The 16,663-nt window shown below is 72.0% G+C and carries 16 protein-coding genes; 8 read left to right on the top strand and 8 right to left on the bottom strand.

Features of this window, described 5'->3' with window-relative positions:
* Positions 1 to 108: 108 nt before the first annotated feature.
* Positions 109 to 960 (top strand): alpha/beta fold hydrolase, encoded by an 852-nt coding sequence (locus ACIBMZ_RS10840; protein WP_396692413.1) that lies wholly within the window; start codon positions 109 to 111, stop codon positions 958 to 960.
* Between the two features lie 135 nt (positions 961 to 1,095).
* Here ACIBMZ_RS10840 and metG read toward each other — a convergent pair whose 3' ends face one another.
* Positions 1,096 to 2,928 carry a methionine--tRNA ligase gene (metG, locus tag ACIBMZ_RS10835; RefSeq protein WP_396692411.1) on the bottom strand — a complete coding sequence of 611 codons (1,833 nt, stop codon included), beginning with the start codon at positions 2,926 to 2,928 and terminating at the stop codon, positions 1,096 to 1,098.
* 149 nt (positions 2,929 to 3,077) lie between these two features.
* On the opposite strand from metG, the gene ACIBMZ_RS10830 reads away from it, so the two are divergent.
* On the top strand, positions 3,078 to 3,995 hold the full coding sequence (locus ACIBMZ_RS10830; RefSeq protein WP_396692410.1) for a hypothetical protein: 918 nt from the start codon (positions 3,078 to 3,080) through the stop codon (positions 3,993 to 3,995).
* A gap of 53 nt (positions 3,996 to 4,048) precedes the next feature.
* On the opposite strand, the gene rsmI is transcribed toward ACIBMZ_RS10830, so the two are convergent.
* Positions 4,049 to 4,918 (bottom strand): 16S rRNA (cytidine(1402)-2'-O)-methyltransferase, encoded by an 870-nt coding sequence (gene rsmI / locus ACIBMZ_RS10825; protein WP_396692409.1) that lies wholly within the window; start codon positions 4,916 to 4,918, stop codon positions 4,049 to 4,051.
* 66 nt (positions 4,919 to 4,984) lie between these two features.
* Between rsmI and ACIBMZ_RS10820 the strand changes: the two genes are divergently transcribed.
* Complete coding sequence (locus ACIBMZ_RS10820) at positions 4,985 to 6,664, top strand: dolichyl-phosphate-mannose--protein mannosyltransferase (RefSeq protein ID WP_396692407.1); 1,680 nt, start codon at positions 4,985 to 4,987, stop codon at positions 6,662 to 6,664.
* Positions 6,665 to 6,990: 326 nt separating this feature from the next.
* On the opposite strand, the gene ACIBMZ_RS10815 is transcribed toward ACIBMZ_RS10820, so the two are convergent.
* Positions 6,991 to 7,281 (bottom strand): hypothetical protein, encoded by a 291-nt coding sequence (locus ACIBMZ_RS10815; protein ID WP_396692405.1) that lies wholly within the window; start codon positions 7,279 to 7,281, stop codon positions 6,991 to 6,993.
* Positions 7,282 to 7,541: 260 nt separating this feature from the next.
* Between ACIBMZ_RS10815 and ACIBMZ_RS10810 the strand changes: the two genes are divergently transcribed.
* The 4 genes from ACIBMZ_RS10810 (at position 7,542) to ACIBMZ_RS10795 (ending at position 11,781) form a co-directional block, all read left to right on the top strand.
* Positions 7,542 to 8,195, top strand: a complete 654-nt coding sequence (locus ACIBMZ_RS10810) for a 4'-phosphopantetheinyl transferase (RefSeq protein WP_396692403.1) — start codon at positions 7,542 to 7,544, stop codon at positions 8,193 to 8,195.
* Positions 8,196 to 8,369: 174 nt separating this feature from the next.
* Positions 8,370 to 9,563 carry a hypothetical protein gene (locus ACIBMZ_RS10805; protein ID WP_396692402.1) on the top strand — a complete coding sequence of 398 codons (1,194 nt, stop codon included), beginning with the start codon at positions 8,370 to 8,372 and terminating at the stop codon, positions 9,561 to 9,563.
* Between the two features lie 110 nt (positions 9,564 to 9,673).
* Positions 9,674 to 10,978: a VWA domain-containing protein gene (locus ACIBMZ_RS10800; RefSeq protein WP_396692400.1), complete on the top strand. Its 1,305-nt coding sequence runs from the start codon at positions 9,674 to 9,676 to the stop codon at positions 10,976 to 10,978.
* Positions 10,978 to 11,781, top strand: coding sequence for a peptidase (locus ACIBMZ_RS10795; RefSeq protein WP_396692398.1), 804 nt, complete (start codon positions 10,978 to 10,980; stop codon positions 11,779 to 11,781). The genes ACIBMZ_RS10800 and ACIBMZ_RS10795 overlap by 1 nt, the downstream gene beginning before the upstream one ends.
* A 64-nt stretch (positions 11,782 to 11,845) precedes the next feature.
* Here the strand turns inward: ACIBMZ_RS10795 and ACIBMZ_RS10790 are convergent, their stop codons facing one another.
* The 3 genes from ACIBMZ_RS10790 to ACIBMZ_RS10780 form a co-directional block, all read right to left on the bottom strand.
* Entirely contained in the window at positions 11,846 to 12,523 is a 678-nt protein-coding gene (locus ACIBMZ_RS10790; RefSeq protein ID WP_396692396.1) for a hypothetical protein, read from the bottom strand.
* A gap of 161 nt (positions 12,524 to 12,684) precedes the next feature.
* On the bottom strand, positions 12,685 to 14,124 hold the full coding sequence (locus tag ACIBMZ_RS10785; protein ID WP_396692394.1) for a family 43 glycosylhydrolase: 1,440 nt from the start codon (positions 14,122 to 14,124) through the stop codon (positions 12,685 to 12,687).
* Between the two features lie 304 nt (positions 14,125 to 14,428).
* On the bottom strand, positions 14,429 to 14,878 hold the full coding sequence (locus tag ACIBMZ_RS10780) for an SgcJ/EcaC family oxidoreductase (protein WP_396692392.1): 450 nt from the start codon (positions 14,876 to 14,878) through the stop codon (positions 14,429 to 14,431).
* A 316-nt stretch (positions 14,879 to 15,194) separates the two neighbouring features.
* Between ACIBMZ_RS10780 and ACIBMZ_RS10775 the strand changes: the two genes are divergently transcribed.
* On the top strand, positions 15,195 to 15,401 hold the full coding sequence (locus ACIBMZ_RS10775; RefSeq protein WP_396692391.1) for a hypothetical protein: 207 nt from the start codon (positions 15,195 to 15,197) through the stop codon (positions 15,399 to 15,401).
* Between the two features lie 312 nt (positions 15,402 to 15,713).
* On the opposite strand, the gene ACIBMZ_RS10770 is transcribed toward ACIBMZ_RS10775, so the two are convergent.
* Both ACIBMZ_RS10770 and ACIBMZ_RS10765 read right to left on the bottom strand, forming a co-directional pair.
* Positions 15,714 to 16,148: a VOC family protein gene (locus ACIBMZ_RS10770; protein WP_396692389.1), complete on the bottom strand. Its 435-nt coding sequence runs from the start codon at positions 16,146 to 16,148 to the stop codon at positions 15,714 to 15,716.
* Between the two features lie 25 nt (positions 16,149 to 16,173).
* Positions 16,174 to 16,653 (bottom strand): hypothetical protein, encoded by a 480-nt coding sequence (locus tag ACIBMZ_RS10765; RefSeq protein ID WP_396692387.1) that lies wholly within the window; start codon positions 16,651 to 16,653, stop codon positions 16,174 to 16,176.
* Positions 16,654 to 16,663: the final 10 nt, after the last annotated feature.

The following is a 16,663-nucleotide window of genomic DNA, read 5'->3' as shown; positions in this document are numbered from 1 at the left end:
TGCCGGTGGACCACCCGTACGTTCTCTGACGCCGGGCCGGTTCGGGCATATCGGCAGGTCATGCGGGAATGCGTGGGCGACAGCGTTGTCCTAATCGTAGGAGTGGACATGCCCTTCATCACCGTGGGGACGGAGAACTCCGCGCCCATCGACCTGTACTACGAGGACCACGGTTCCGGTCAGCCGATCGTGCTGATCCACGGGTTCCCGTTCAACGGGGCGACCTGGGAGAAGCAGGTCAGTCCCCTGCTCGCGGCCGGTTATCGGGTGATCACGTACGACCGGCGTGGCTTCGGCAGCTCGGCCCAGCCGGCGTTCGGGTACGACTACGACACCCTGGCCGCCGACCTCGACGTGCTGATGACCGAGCTGGACCTGCGCAACGCGATCCTGGTCGGGCACTCGATGGGCACCGGCGAGGTGACCCGCTACCTGGGTGCGTACGGCTCGGACCGGGTGGACCGGGCGGTGCTGCTGGCGCCGCTGGCGCCGTACCTGCGGCAGGCTCCGGACAACCCGGAGGGGGTCGAGGGGAGCCTCTTCGAGGGGTTCAAGAAGGCCATCACCGAGGACCGGTTCGCGTACCTCACCGACTTCTGCAACTCGTTCTTCAACTACGACGAGAACCGGGGCAAGCTGGTCAGCGAGCAGGCGTACCGGGCGCACTGGGAGATCGGCGCGCGGGCCTCGGCCAAGGCCACGCACGACTGCGTGGACGCCTGGGGCACCGACTTCCGGGCCGACGTGTCGCGGATCGACGTGCCGATCCTGCTCGTGCAGGGCGACAAGGACATGGTCCTGCCGTACCCGAAGACCGGTCAGCGGTTGCAGCCGCTGATCTCGGACAGCCGGCTGGTCACCCTCAAGGGTGCCCCGCACGGTATTCCGTGGACCAACGCCGACCAGGTCAACGACGCGATCATGGAGTTCATCGGGTCGCCGTCGATGGTCCGGGCCTGACCCGGCTCCCGGCGCGGGCGTAGCCGCGCCGGTCGACGCGCGGCGGGCGCGATCCCGATGCCGGGGTCGCGCCCGCCGTTGGTGTCGTCACCGGTCGTCGGTGTCGCGACGGCCGTCGTGGGGCGGTGGCCCGGGTCAGCTCTCCAGCCGGGCCAGTTCCTCGTCGACGATGGACGGGTCGAGCTTGCGGAACACCGGCTTGGGCGCGGCGAGCGCCCGGCCGACCGCCAGCGGCACCGACTCCCACCGCGCGCCCTGCGTGTAGTCCCCGGTCAGCACCGGGTACCCGGGCCCGCCGTCGAGGTCGTCGACCTCCTCGATCACCGGCATCGGCGCGTGCACGCCGGTGCCGCCGAGCAGCTCGTGCACCTTCTGCGCGGAGTGCGGCAGGAACGGGGTGAGCAGGGTGTTGGCGTCGCTGACCACCTGGAGGGCGACGTGCAGGATCGTGCCCATCCGGGGTTTGTCCGCCTCGTCCTTGAGCTTCCACGGCGCCTGGTCGGAGAGGTACCTGTTGGCCTCGGCGACCACCTTCATCGCCTCGCCGATGGCCTGCTTCTGCCGGTGCCGGGCAATCAGGTCGCCGACCGTGGCGAAGCCGGTGCGGGCCACCGCGAGCAGCGCCTCGTCGGCCTCGGTGAGCCCGTCCGGGCCGACCGGCGGGATCGCGCCGAAGTTCTTCGCCGCCATCGACACCGACCGGTTGACCAGGTTGCCCCAGCCGGCGACCAGCTCGTCGTTGTTGCGGCGGAGGAACTCGGCCCAGGTGAAGTCGGTGTCGTTGTTCTCCGGGCCGGCCACCGCGATGAAGTAGCGCAACGCGTCGGCGTCGTAGCGCTCCAGGAAGTCCCGGACGTAGATGACCACCCGGCGAGAGGAGGAGAACTTGCGTCCCTCCATGGTCAGGAACTCGCTGGAGACCACCTCGGTGGGCAGGTGGAGGCGTCCGAGCCGGCCCGGCTCGCCGTCCTTGTCGCCCTCGCCCGAGTAGCCGGCCAACAGCGCGGGCCAGATCACCGAGTGGAAGACGATGTTGTCCTTGCCCATGAAGTAGTAGGACTGGGCGTCACCGTCGGCTCCGGCGGCGACTGCGGCGCTGCCCTCGGCGTCCTTCTGGTTCCAGTACCTACGCCACGCCTCCGGGTCGCCGGAGCGACGGGCCCACTCCACCGAGGCGGAGAGGTACCCGATCACGGCGTCGAACCAGACGTAGATCCGCTTGTCGGTGCGGTCGCGCCAGCCGTCGAGCGGGATCGGTACGCCCCACTCCAGGTCCCGGGTGATGGCCCGGGGCTGGAGGTCGTCCAGCAGGTTGCGGGAGAACCGCAGGACGTTGGGCCGCCAACCGTCCCGGGTGTCCAGCCACTGCCGCAGCACGTCGGCGAGGGCGGGCAGGTCGAGGAAGAAGTGCTCGGTCTCGACGAACTTCGGCGTCTCGCCGTTGATCTTCGACTTGGGGTCGATCAGGTCGATCGGGTCGAGCTGGTTGCCGCAGTTGTCGCACTGGTCGCCGCGGGCGCTGTCGTAGCCGCAGATCGGGCAGGTGCCCTCGATGTAGCGGTCGGGCAGGGTCCGGCCGGTCGACGGGGAGATGGCGCCCATGGTGGTCTTCGGCACGATGTACCCGTTGCGGTACATCCCCTCGAACAACTCCTGCACCACGGCGTAGTGGTTACGCGTGGTGGTGCGGGTGAACAGGTCGTAGGAGAGGCCCAGGCCGTGCAGGTCCTCCACGATCACCCGGTTGTACCGGTCGGCCAGCTCGCGGGGGGTGAGTCCCTCGGCGTCGGCCTGCACCTGGATCGGGGTGCCGTGCTCGTCGGTGCCCGAGACCATGAGCACGTCGTGGCCGGCCATCCGCATGTACCGGGCGAAGACGTCGGAGGGAACGCCGAAACCGGAGACGTGGCCGATGTGGCGCGGGCCGTTGGCGTACGGCCAGGCGACCGCCGCGAGAACGTGACTCATGCCCAGCAAGCGTAGTGACCCACCTGGGGCGGCTGCGAACCAATAGGTCCGCCCGCTCGACATTCCGGCCATTCCGGGCCGAAGGCTGGTCCGATTTGTCGCCGACACGCTGTCTGAGCTGCGCGTCCCAGCACCCGCCCCGGTGTCCAATGAACCGCGTGACTGGCAGCCGCGCCGCCCGCGACCACGAGGATGGCCTCCCCACCGAGACCCGGCCGGACCCGGCCGCGTCGGCGCGTACCCATGCCGTGGCGCCGCACCCCCGGACGGTCGCGCCGGACGGGGTGGCCCCGGACGGGTCCGACCCCGGCGACCCGGCGGCGCCGGGCGTGGAGGTGGAGCCGACCACCGGAGCCCCGGTCGACACGCTGCCGCACCGGGTGCCGGTGCGCTCGGCGCGACACCTGGGCGCGGACCCGTACGCCGACCCGGCCGACGCCGACGCCGACGACACGTTCTGGGCGCCGATCGAGGAGGTGCACTGGGACGGCACACCGGTGCGCAAGGACGCGCCGGGCGAGCGCGGGTCGCGGTGGCGTCGGCTCCGGTCGGTACGCCGCGAGCGGAGCAGCCACCCGCCGGACCCGCTGCCGGGGCTGGCCGCACTGGTCGGGTTGAGCCTGGTGGCGGCGTTCTTCGCCTGGGTCAGCGCCGGTCCGCTCCTGCTCGCCGCCGGGCACGGCACCTCGGGGACGGCGGTGGTGACCGCGTGCACCGGTGACGGGTTGACCCAGCGCTGCCGGGGCATCTTCACCGCCTCCGACGGGCGGTTCCGCATCCACGGCGTACGCGTCAGCGGGGTACCGGAGCAACAGGCGACGGCCGGGGCGGCGCTACCCGCCCGGGTGACCGCTGCGGACGCCACCGTCGCGTACGCCGATCACGGCGTCGGTGCCCACCTGCGCTGGCTGCTGGGCCTGCTCGGGGTGCTCGGCTGTGCGGCCGGGATCGCCCGGTGGACCGGCGCGACCCGGCTGCCCGATCCGCAGGGCCGGCGCTGGGCGGTCACCGCCGCGTTCGCCGGTCCGCTGGTGACGACGCTGGGGTTTCTCGTCGCCGCCTGGTGAGAGGTAAGGAGGGGACCCCTCCTATACACGAGGCGTTAGTAAGGTGCCCTTCCTTACACCTGGTGCACGACGGCGTAGACGTCCCGACGACGCAGCCCGAAGGCGCTCGCCACCTCGGTGATCGCGTCGCGGCGGCTCTGGCCGACGGCCTCCCGCTCGGCGACCGCGGCGCGCAGGGCGTCGTCGTCCGGCCGGATCGGCGGCGCGGCCGGCGCCCCGGCCACCACGAGAGTGATCTCGCCGCGCGGATCGCCGTCGGCGGCCCATCGGGCGAGTTCACCGAGCGGGCGGCGGAGCACCTCCTCATACGTCTTGGTCAGCTCCCGGCAGAGCGCGGCGGGTCGGTCAGCGCCGAACGCGTCGGCCAGGTCGGTCAGCGCGGCGGTGATCCGGTGCGGGGACTCGAACAGCACCAGGGTCCGCTCCTCCGTCGCCAGCGCCCGCAGTCGGGCCCGGCGGGCACCGGGCGTACGCGGCAGGAAGCCCTCGAAGCAGAACCGGTCGCAGGGCAGCCCGGACAGCGCCAGGGCGGTGGTGACGGCGCTCGGTCCGGGGGCGGCGGTGACCGGGATCCCGGCGTCCAGGGCGGCGCGGACCAGTCGGTAGCCGGGGTCGGAGACGCTGGGCATGCCGCCGTCGGTGACCAGCGCGACGAGGTATCCGGCGGTGAGCACGTCGACCAGTTCGGGGGTACGCCGCTCCTCGTTGCCCTCGAAGTAGGAGACGACCCGGCCGGGGATGCTCACGTCCAGGTCGCGGGCCAGTCGGCTCAGCCGTCGGGTGTCCTCGGCGGCGACCACGTCGGCGGTGCCGAGCACGTCTCGCAGTCGGGTGGAGGCGTCGGCGGGGTTGCCGAGCGGCGCGCCGAGGAGGACCAGGCGACCAGTTTCGGACATTTCACCCACGAGTAGGCACTCCTTCATCGACGGGCGTACCGGATTCGGAGACGATGTACGCCAGCGGCCCCCTCCGCAGCCTACGATCGCCGGGTGACGAGTGCGTCGACAGCACAGAGCGCGAACGCGGACCAGCCGGTACCCGAGCGTCCGGCCGCCGGGACCGGCGGCCCGGGCAGTGGTGGCGTGCCGGCGGCGGTCCGCCGCCGACTGGCCACCGTCGAGGCCCGCGTGGACCGTCGATCATGGTGGGCCACCGCCGTGGTGGTGGCGATCGCGGCGGTGTTGCGCTTCGCCAACCTCAGCCATCCGCCCGGCAAGATCTTCGACGAGGTCTACTACGCCCGGGACGCCTGGGGGCTGATCGACAAGGGCGTCGAGTGGAACTACAAGGACGGCGGACCGTCGTACGTGGTCCACCCGCCGCTGGGCAAGTGGTTGATCGGCCTCGGCGAGTGGGCCTTCGGCTATGCCGACGCCGAACACGGCATCTCGGTGCCCGGCGCGCTGACGACCACCTCGCCGGAGTTCGGCTGGCGCTTCTCGGCGGCCCTGTTCGGCACGCTCTCGGTGCTGCTGCTGATCCGCATCGGCCGTCGGATGTTCCACTCCACGGTGCTCGGTTGCGCCGCCGGTCTGCTACTCGCGCTGGACGGCTTCCACCTGGTGCTGTCCCGGACCGCGCTGCTCGACCTCTTCCTGCTCTTCTTCGTGCTGGCCGCCTTCGGCGCACTGGTGCTGGACCGGGACGCGCAACGTCGACGCTGGGCCCGAGCCCTGGAGGCAGGGCTGGACCCGACCGCCCGGGGTCGCGCCGGCCGCCCGCCCGGCGGCTGGCGGAACTGGCCCTGGTGGCGGCTCGCCGCCGGGGTGCTGCTCGGCTGCGCCTTCGCGGTCAAGTGGAGCGCGCTGTTCTTCGTGCCCGCGTTCGCGCTGCTGATGTTCCTCTGGGACGTCGGCGTCCGCCGCTCGGCGGGCGTGCCCCGGCCGTGGCGGGCAGCCATGCTCGACGGGGTGCCGTGGATGGCACTCGCCGGTCTGTTGCTGGCGGTCACCTACGTGGCGTCCTGGTCGGGTTGGCTGCGCAGCCAGGAGGGCTACTACCGGGTCGCCGAGCGCTACCCCGACGCCGGTCTCAGTGACACGCCGGTGATCGGGGCGTTGTGGAACCTGATCCAGTACCACCAGGCCGCGCTGGGCTTCCACGGCCAACTCGACGACCCGCACAAGTACCAGTCGTGGCCCTGGCAGTGGCTGCTGCTGGGCCGCCCGGTCGCCTTCCACTGGACCAGCGACAGCCCCTGCGGCGCGGCGAGCTGCGCCGAGGAGATCCTCCTGCTCGGCACCCCGCTGCTCTGGTGGTCGTTCCTGCCCGCGCTGGTGGCGCTGGTCTGGCTCGGCCTGGCCCGCCGGGACTGGCGGGCCGGTGCGATCCTGCTCAGCGTGGCCGCCGGTCTGCTGCCGTGGTTCTGGATCGCCCTGGACGGGCGGACGATGTTCTCCTTCTACACCGCGCCCGCGCTGCCGTTCCTCGTGCTGGCGGTGGTCTACGTGCTCGGGGCGATAGCGTCGCCCGCCGGGCCGAGCGGCACCCGACCGGTCGTCGACGACGAGGCCACCCGGGACCGCCGCCTGGTGGGCGGGGTGATCGCGGGGGCGTACATGGTGCTCGTCGTGCTCTGCTTCGCGTACTTCTATCCGATCTTCGTCGGGCAGTCGCTGCCGTACGCGGAGTGGTCGGCACGGATGTGGTTGGACGGTCGCTGGATCTGACCGGGACGGCGAAGGGCCCGCACGCCGTGGCGTGCGGGCCCTGTCACGTCGGTCCGGACAATCAGTCCGGACAAAAGGACGCGCCCCGATCGCCTGCCACGGGGGAAGCGGGCGATTGGGGCGCGCATCTGAAGCTTAACCACCCATGACCAGCGGCACAACGGGGCGGCTCGGGTCAGATTTCCGACCGGGGCCTGTCGCGGCGACGTTTCGCGGTGAACGACACCCCCCGGGCGCCGACGGACGAGCGGTCCGCCGAACCGGAAATCAGCTCACATTCCGCCTGGCCGGTGGCGTGCCTGGTCCGGGCGGCACGTTGGCCGGGATCACGTCGGCGGCGGACTCGCCGCGTCCCTCGGGCGACGGGGCAACCAGCCGAGAAACCGATCCTGCAACGAGGTCGGCCCGGGTGCGTGCAGGTCCTCGACGGCGGCGGCCAGGCACGCGCCCAGGTAGACGCTGAGCATCGGCCGGTCCATGCCGTACTCGGTCAGCAACCGGGCACGTTTCGGCTCGCAGGGCCAGTCCGCGCCGCAGGTGCCACAGGTCCAGTCGGGCGTCACCGGCGCGTGCTCGGCCACCGGCTGCGCCGGCACCACACCGCCGGGCTCGGTCACCGCACTTCCCGAGCGATCCGCCACACCTGTCATCGCGCTCCCTCCGCCTCCACACAGGACCGCGGGTGGGCACCCGCCGCCGCGCCACAAGCACCGTGCGCCCCAACAGCGCCCGGGATCGGGGCGGCGTTACGTCATTGCGGTACGTTGACCAACCATGACCGCCGCGACCCACCGTACGCGCCACCTCGACGCAGAGCACTCACCGCCGATCGACGGTACCGGGGCGGGCCGCCGAACGCACCACCCGGTGACCGGGCGTGCGTGACCTGTTGCCGGCCCAGGTGGCGGTGGCGGTGGCCCGGGCGCAGGACTGGTCCGGGCAACTCCTCGCCGAGGAGGCGGCCGGTCTCGGGGAACGCGCGGTGGAGAGCCGGCGACGGGACTTCACCGCGGGTCGGGTCTGCGCCCGACGGGCCATGGCGGAGCTGGGCCTGCCACCGGTCGCGGTGCCCGCCGCCGAGGACCGCGCGCCGGTCTGGCCGGCGGGCACGGTCGGCAGCATCACCCACACCCGGGGCTACTGCGCGGCGGCGGTCGCCCGGCGCAGCGAGGTACGCGGTGTGGGCATGGACGCCGAACAGCACCGGGAACTGAACGCGGGCGTACGACGCCTGATCTGCCTGCCCGAGGAGGAGGACCGGTACGCCCGGCTGCCCTCCGGCGTCTCCTGGCCGACCGTGGCGTTCAGCGCCAAGGAGACGGTCTACAAGCTGTGGCACCCGATCGTCGGCACCTGGCTGGACTTCCACGACGCGGTGGTGGAGATCGACCCGGACGCCGGGACCTTCACCGCACGGATCGCACCGGCGCGGATCGACGCCGCTCCGGTCGACCGGCCGCCCACCCGGGTGACCGGCCGGTTCGCGGTCGACACGGAGCTGGTCCGCACCGCGGCCGTCCTCCTGCCCTGAAGTTCCCGCCGCGCCCGCCGTCACCGATCCGCGCCCGAGCGTGACCGCCCCTGACCGGGCCGTTACGGCCCCCGGCCCTCCTCCGCTCGGACCCCTACCGGTGGCCGCTCGGTGTTGCCCGCCCGAGGTAGCGTCAGGCGGTTCCTGTTCGACGTCAGGTGCCCGAGGAGTACGGTGAGCGACCCCCAGCCCCCATCCGGGCCGCAGGACCCCTACCAGCCGCCGCAGCCGCCCAGCGATCCGTGGGCGCCCCTGCCCCCGGTCGGCGCGCAGCCCGACGGCACGTGGCCCGCCCCGCCCGACGAGTCCGACAGTGCCTGGGCCGCCCCGCAGCCGCCGCCCCAGCCGCCGGTGTCCGGTGCGCCCCACCCGCCGGTCTCGGGCGCCCCCCAGCCGCCGGTCTCCGGTGCGCCTCAGCCGCCGGTCTCCGGCTCCCCGCACTACCCGGCCTCCGGTGCGCCGCCCCAGCCGCCCGCCGCCGCCTCGCCGTACGCACCGCACCAGGCCGCGAGTGGCGGATACCCGCAGCACGACCCGTACCAGGCCGGTGCCGGTTACCCGCAGCAGCCCGCCGGCGCGTACCCGCAGCACGACCCCTATCAGGCGGCCGGCGCCTACCAGCAGCCCGGACCGTACGCGTCCGGCGGCTACCAGCAGGGTGGCTATCCGCCCGGCGGCACCGGCTACCCACCGGCTGCGCCCGGGTACCCGTTGGGGGCGCCGCAGCCCAGCGGCGGCTCCGGCAACAAGACCGCGCTGATCGTGGTGGCCGTGGTCGCCGCGCTGGCGCTGCTCTGCTGCGGCGGAGGCGTCATCGCGCTGCTCAACGGCACGGGTGACGACCGGGACACCGGCGCGCGGCCCATACCGTCGGCCACCTCGTCGGCACCGGACCCGTCGCCGAGCGCCGCGCCGACCGAGGCCGCGCCACCGCCGCCACCGCCGCCCACCAACTCGCCGCCCAGCGGCGAGACGTACAACCTGCGCATCGGCACCACCCTGGTGGTGAACGACAACGACGGCACCGTCGAGGTCACCGTGACCCGGGTGCGGACGGTGAACGAGGGCTGCCGGTCGTTCGCGCCCGAACCGCGCAAGGGCCGTTACCTGATCGCCGACGTGACCGCCTCGGTGACCAAGGGCACGGCTTCCATCAACCCGATCTACTTCGAGTGGGTGGCGGCGGACGGGACCACGGTCAACGGCCTGGCCGGGATCCTGGCCGGCTGCGGCGAGTCCATCGGTTCCGGCAACAACCTGCCGGCCGGCACGAAGCGGACCGGCACCGTCGTCTTCGACGTCGCCGACACCAACGGCGTGGTGGAGTACAAGCCGTTGTTCCGGTCCGCCGGTTCCTGGCGGCCGTAGCGCACGTAAGGTCGTCCAACCGGCGGTACGTCGGGCGAGCCGCGCGAGATCGTCGGTTCGCCCGACGACCGGAGTGACCATCCTGAGTGGACATCGCTACACTCCGCCCGGTGATCAACAAGAGATGGTCGTCAGCCGCCCTGTTGGGGCTGCTGGCGGCGACCACGCTGGCCGGCCCCGCGTCGGCCCGGGCCGACGACGACCAGGCAGAACCCGTCGCCGAGCCGCCTCGCGTCCAGTTGGTGCTGGACGTGAGCGGCTCGATGCGGGCCACCGACATCGACGGACGCAGCCGCATCTCGGTGGCGCAACAGGCGTTCGGCGAGGTGGTGGACGCCCTACCCGACGAGACCCAGCTCGGCATCCGGGTGCTGGGCGCCACCTACAAGGGCCAGGACAAACAGCAGGGCTGCCGGGACACCCAGCAGATCGTGCCGGTCGGCCCGGTGGACCGCGCGAAGGCCAAGGCAGCGGTGGCGACCCTGCGCCCGACCGGTTTCACCCCGGTCGGGCTCGCCCTGCGGGAGGCCGCGAAGGACCTCGGCACCGGCACCACCGCCCGGCGGATCGTGCTGATCACCGACGGCGAGGACACCTGTGCCCCGCCGGACCCCTGCCAGGTGGCCCGGGAACTGGCCGCCCAGGGCACCACGCTGGTGGTGGACACGCTCGGCCTGGCACCCGACGAGAAGGTCCGCAAACAGTTGCTCTGCATCGCCGCCGCCACAGGTGGCACGTACACGGCGGCGAACAGCGCCGACGACCTCACCGACCGGCTCAAGCAGCTCGTCGACCGGGCCCGTGACACGTACGCGACCACGCCGGCCAAGGTCGACGGGACCGACGTCTGCGACGGTGCGCCACTGCTCTCCCCCGGCGTCTACACCGACCGGGAGACCTTCTCCGAGCACCGCTGGTACCGGGTACCGGTCCGGGCGGGACAGGAACTACGCGCCTCGGTCAGCATCGCGCTGGACCGGCCGATCAACCCCGACCACGGCGTACTGCTGCGGGCCACCGCGACCGACGGCCGGGAGCTGGTCCGGGGCGTGGACGCCGGCAGCGGACGCACCGACGTCGTCTCGGCCGGCCTGCGCTGGTCGGCCACCGAGGACGGCGACGACGAGCGCGACGAGGACGCCAGCCCCAGCCCGACGGCGAGCGCCACCCCGGCCGTGACCACCGTCTGTCTGGTGGTCAGCAACATGTTCTCGCCCCGGTCCGGCACCGCGAAGGACCCCGGTATGCCGGTCGAGCTGACCGTCGACGTGGTCGCCGCCTCCCCCGCCCCGGACGGGCCGGACCTGGGTCGCGGCTGGGTGCTGCTGCTCCTGCTGACCCTGGCCGGTCTGCTCACCGGACTCGTCACCGGCCTGCTCACCCGCTGGTGGGTCGCCACCTGGAGGGAGAACTGATGCGTACCCGATCGGCAACCGTGGCCGCGCTGCTGGCCGCCGGCATCGCCCTGGCTCCGGGCGCGGCGCTGGCCGCCCCCACCCCCACCCCCTCGCCCGGTGCCGCCACCGTGACCAAGGCGGGCACCACCTTCCTCAGTGCCACCCCGATCGCGGCGGGTCAACCGGTGCGGGTGGGCGCCTCCACCGGCGAGTACCTCTACTGGTCGTTCCCGGCGGCGGCGGGCGAGACCCACGAGATCACCGCCACGGTCTCCCTCGCCGAGCAGCGCACCGGCACGTCGACGTGGACCGTCGAGGTCTTCGACGGGCTGCGCCGCCGCCAGGCGTGTACGGCCGGCGCGCAGACCCCGACCGCCGACTCCTCGGTGCGTACCGTGGCGCTCGGCTGCACCCTGCGGCGCGTGCGGCCCTGGGCGGAGCCGTGGTCCGCGGACCCGCTGCCCGGCACGTACTACGTGCGCCTGTCGGTGGTCGACGTGCCCGAGCCCGATCTGGGCCGCCCGATCGACGTGGACCTGCTGATCTCCGCCAGCGGGGACGCCGGCAGCGCCCCGGAGGACGGCCGGCTGGAAGCCCCGCTGGTGGCACCGACCAACGCCGGTGCCGTGCTGGCCACGGAGCCGACGGTCGCACCGGTCGACGAGGACGACGACGGCTGGAGCATCGACCTCACCGGGTGGCTCCCGGAGGCCGGCTCCCGCTGGATCTGGACCACCGCCGGTGGTGTCCTCGCCGCGGTGGCCGGTGTGGTCGGTTTCGCCCTGACCCGCCGCCCGTCCGCCCGGCGGGTCCGCGCGTGACCCCACCCGTCCGGTGACCCCCGCCGGCAGGTCGCGCCCGGGCGGGACCTGCCGGCGGTTCCGATCAGCAGGCCTGGGGCGCACCGGAGTAGTGGACACCGGCACGGCCGATCACCGTCAGGTCGGTCAACGCGGTGTTCGCAGATCGCCGGATGTAGCAGGAGTACCGATGCTGGTTGATCACTTCTAGGTGGATGTGCGCGCCGGAGTCGCCGTTGACCTGGTAGCAACTTGAGTAACGGAACCGTCCTGTCTCACCGAGCTTGGTCCACGGCCCGACCGTCGCGCCGACCACGATGCCGGCCGGCTTGTTGGCGACGTGCATGACGTCGGCACGGGCGATGACCGCGCCGATCCGGTCGTCCCGGGCCTCCAGCCCGATGCGGTACCCGCCGTCGGCCAGGTTGCCGGTCGCGCACCCGGGCCGCACGGTGACCACGCGCACCGAGATCGGGTGGCCAGCGGCGCTCGTCGTGCCGAACGGCGAGACCACCGTCGCACCGGGGTTGCGGTAGATGTCGACCGACCAGTCGTTGAGGTATCCCCAGTTCGAGAAGACGCGGTGGTGGCTCGCCGGCCCGGAAAGCCCGAAGCGGTCCCAGGTGGACGCACCCTGGATCGGCGGATAGACGTTGACCGCGTCGGCCACGGCGTGCGCCTGACCGGCGCTGGCCGGGACGAGTGTCGCGCCGACGACGAGCAGGCCGACGACGGCCTGACGGACCATGCTGCTGAATTTCACTGCGCCTCCTGATCCGGGCGGCCGGGTTCACCCGGCTGCCGCTGCGCCCACGCACTCGTGGCGCGTCGGCGTCCACAACGGAAACGATCAATATAGAGCAGCGTCGTCACGTGGGCCATGGTCGCCGTTCAGCGGCCGTCGAGGTTCGGCCCCGACAGTGCCTAGTCCAGGGCGAAGGTGGCCGACGCGCGCCCGGGGGCGTCCGACACGGCTTCCAGGTGGAGCAGCCCGTCGCGGTGCCGGACGTACTGACCGGGGAAGTTCACCGACTCCAGCGACACCTTGGCCGCGTCGGCGAGCCCGGCCCGCCGGGTGAAGGTGGCGTCCTGCCGGAACAGTGCGGAGCCGTCGTCACGCTCCACCCAGAGCTGGTGGTTGCGGTGCCGCAGGTAGTAGCCGGGATAGTTGGTCGACTCCAACGAGACGGCCGAGGAGTTGGCGAGGCCGGGGACGATCCGGAACTGCGAGTCGGCCAGGGCGGTCACGTTCGGCTCCAGCCGCGCCCGGAACTCCCAGTGCCGGATGTAGCGGTCCGGCAGGTCGTGCGCGCGCAGCCGCACCGGGCTGAGGCCGTCCGGCACCGGTACGCCGAAGTTCGGCGTACCGTCGGCGTTCCAGTAGACCCGCTGGATTCGGGTACGCCGGTTCGGGTCGGTCAGCGGGTCGTAGCCGTTGCCGAGGTACCGCTCGTAGTTGCGGGAGTGGTAGACGATCACGTCGCTGCCGTCCTCGGCGACGGTGAACGAGTTGTGCCCCGGACCCCACTGGCCCGTCCGGGCGTCGCTGGCCAGCACCGGCGTGGACCGCTTGCTCCACGAGGCCGGGTTGAGCAGGTCACTGGTGGCCGAGGCGGTGAGCAGCCCGACCGCGTAGTTGGCGTCGGTGGCGCTGGCCGAGTACGTCATGAACACCCGCCCGTTGCGGATCAGCACCGCCGGCCCCTCGTTCACCCGGTACCCCCGGGTCTCCCAGGCGTGCGTGGGAGTGGCGATCAGGGCCGGGGTGCCCGCGTACGTCCACGGGTTGACCGCGCGGGCCAGATAGATGTTCGAGTTGCTGCCGGCGTACTCGGCCCAGACCAGATAGCGCACTCCGTTGTGGACGAAGGTGGTGGCGTCGAGCGAGAAGCTGCTGCGGGCCGGTTGGAGTTGGCCACGTTCCACCCACGGCCCGTCCAGCGGGTTGGCCGCACTGCTCTCCAGCACGTACGGCCGGATGGCCCAGATGTCGTCGGTCCGTCCGGCGGCGAAGTAGACGTACCACCTGCCGTCGATGAAGTGGATCTCGGGAGCCCAGATGTGCGCGCCCATCTCGCCGCTGGCGTGCCTGCGCCAGATCACCCGCTCGGTGGCGGTGGCCAGCCCCTGGAGCGTGGTGGCGCGGCGCAGCACGATCCGGTCGTACTCGGGGACCGTGGCGGTGAGGTAGTAGTACCCGTCGGTGTGCCGGTAGACGTGCGGGTCGGCACGCTGCTCGGCCAGCGGGTTGGTGAAGGTGACCGCAGCGGCCTGCGCCGGCACCGCCCCCACCACCGCGGCGCCTGCCGCCAACACCACGACCGCCGCCGTCGCCACCACCCGACGAACACCACGTCGCACCATAGCCCCGCCCTTCCGCCACGACAGGAACACCCGCACCGCATGGATAGCGTCAACAACCACCACAGTCAAGAGAACATCATCTATACAAAACCCCGCCGCAGCCCCCTCCCCCCTCTCCACCCTCCCCTCTCCTCCCCTCCACCCACCCCACCCCACCCCGCACCGCGCGGTGATCAAGAAGTTTGCGCCCACTACGGCGTCCGGGAGCGACCAAATCTCTTGATCAACACAGCGGCGGGGTGGGGTGGGGTGGGGGTGGGTGGGGGGGTGGGGGGGTGGGGGGGTGGGGGGTGGGGGGTGGGTGTCAGCGGGGGTCGGAGACGGGGCGGTGGTGCGATGTCGAGGGCACCTCGTCGTCGGGCGCTGCGGTGTTCTGGCATGCCGCCAGGAGCCACCGCCCGCCTTCCTTCGACATGATCCACAGAGGAGACCCGATATCGGGGCCCTCCGGCGACCGATAGACCTGACGTACCTTGACGGCAGCGACATCGGGCCGGACGAACAGCACGTGCTCCAGCTCGAAGGTCACGGTCAGGCCCTGCATCCCACCGGGCAGCACCTGGCGGGTGAACGCCGAGATCGCATCGAGGCCGAAGAGGCGGGTGCCCGCGGCCGTGGTGTAGATCGCATCGGCGCGGAACAGGCCCAGAAACTCGTCCGGAGACTCGGTGTTCTGGGCGTGCTCGACCGTGGCGATCACCTGCTTGATCGCTTCGATCTCGACCTCAGGGTTCGACTGATCGACGTCACTCATGTCGACCACGCTAGGAGTTGAACCTCCCTTGAGGTCAACGTGGGAGAACCGGCTTCTCGCGCCGAGCGCACAGCCGGAGACCCGGCGGACGACCCTAGGGGGTCGGTCTTGCCTCCTCGCGTGCACCTCGCGGCAGATATCCGGGCGCTCGGACAATGTCGTGGTTGGATCACCCTGGTGAGGGCTCTGGCGTGGCTGGATGGTTTACCCGGTCCCGACTCGGGTCGGCCTGCCCGCTACCGTCTGCGTATCGCGGCGGCCACGCTTGCAAACCCGCAGCGAACAGCCCAGTCCTGAACAGCACGAGGAGACACCGATGGCCGACGCCACCAGCGACGCCGACCCCACCGCTGACGCCGAAGCGGAAACCGAGGGGCAGCCGCAGCCCTTCGAGAACCGGGCGGCACGCCGGTCCAAGGGCAAGGCCACCGCCAAACACACCGGGAGCGCCGCGAGCCGCGCCCACGGCCGCTCCGGCACGGTGCAGAGTCCTCGCCAGTACGGCAACCGTCGAAGCGGCTGACTTCGGACCTCCTGGTAACGCGCGACTCGCGACAAGTCCCTGCCTCGGGTCAACGTCCCGCCGGCCCACTCGCTCCTGACCTTGGCACAGCGAGCATCACCGACCGCACGACGTACGCTCCTCGGATGCGCGTGTCGCTTGGCGGCCGGTAAGCGTCCATCATGTCGGCGGGTCAGGCGGTCATCAGGACGTTCAGGCGGTCGTACGAGGGCTCCGTGCCGGCCATTCGGATCCGGCGGTTGGCGCGGGTCGGGGTGGGCTGGCGCTGTGCCGGGTAATGATCTCCAGGGTGTGCCCGGTGTGGGCGGCTCCTCAGTCGAGACAGAACTCGTTGCCCTCGACGTCCTGCATCACCAGGCAGGACTCGTTGAAGCCGTCGGCTTCCAGCAGCCGTACGCGAACCCCGCCGAGCGCGACCAGCCGCGCGCCCTCGGCTTCGAGCACGGCCACGCGCTCCGCGCCGACCAGCCCGGTGCCGGCCCGTACGTCGAGGTGCAGCCGGTTCTTGACCACCTTGCCCTCGGGTACGCGTTGGAAGAACAGCCTCGGGCCCGCGCCGGTCGGGTCGACGCAGGCGAACGCCGAGCCCTGCCGCTCGGGCGGCAACGCGCGATCGAACTCCGCCCAGTCGGCGAAGCCCTCCGGTGGCGGCGGCACCACGTATCCCAACACCTCGCACCAGAAACGGGCGACGCGCTCGGGTTCTGCGCAGTCGAAGGTCACCTGGACCTGCTTCACGGTCGCCATCGACCCACCATACGGCGACCGTTCCTCAGTCCGGGGGTCCGCCCCGCAGCAGGCGCGCGATCCGCTCGTACTCGGCGGCCATCTCGGGGGTGGCCAGGAAGTCGTCGAGGTCGGCGGAGACCTGGTGGTCGACCTCCTCGACGGAGCGGAGCGCCAGCTCGTAGAGCTCGTCGCGCTGCCCGGTCTCCAGGTACGTCGTCCAGTGTTCGAGCGCGACGAGGGCGATGAGCAGGTCCGGGTCCATGTCGCCGTCGGTGAGGGCGCCCTCCTCGATCCGGGTGATCAGCGCACGTGACGTGGCGGCGTCGGCCGTCCCGACGGTCTCCCGGGCGAGCGCGAACGCCGCCGCGGCGTCCTCGTCCAGTTCCCCGTCGGCGGCGACGTCGACCAGCCCCTCGTCGCGTACGAGGCGGGCCACCGTCTCGGCGCCGAACACCCGGAGTTCGTCCTCCCCTGCCGTGTCCACGAGCCGACGGATCGCTGTTTCGAGCTGGTCGTATCGCACCACCGCAGTC

Origin of the sequence: Micromonospora sp. NPDC049900 (assembly GCF_044461025.1) — a bacterium.
In the GTDB taxonomy this organism is placed as follows: domain Bacteria; phylum Actinomycetota; class Actinomycetes; order Mycobacteriales; family Micromonosporaceae; genus Micromonospora.
This window is presented reverse-complemented; position numbering and strand designations above follow the sequence as displayed.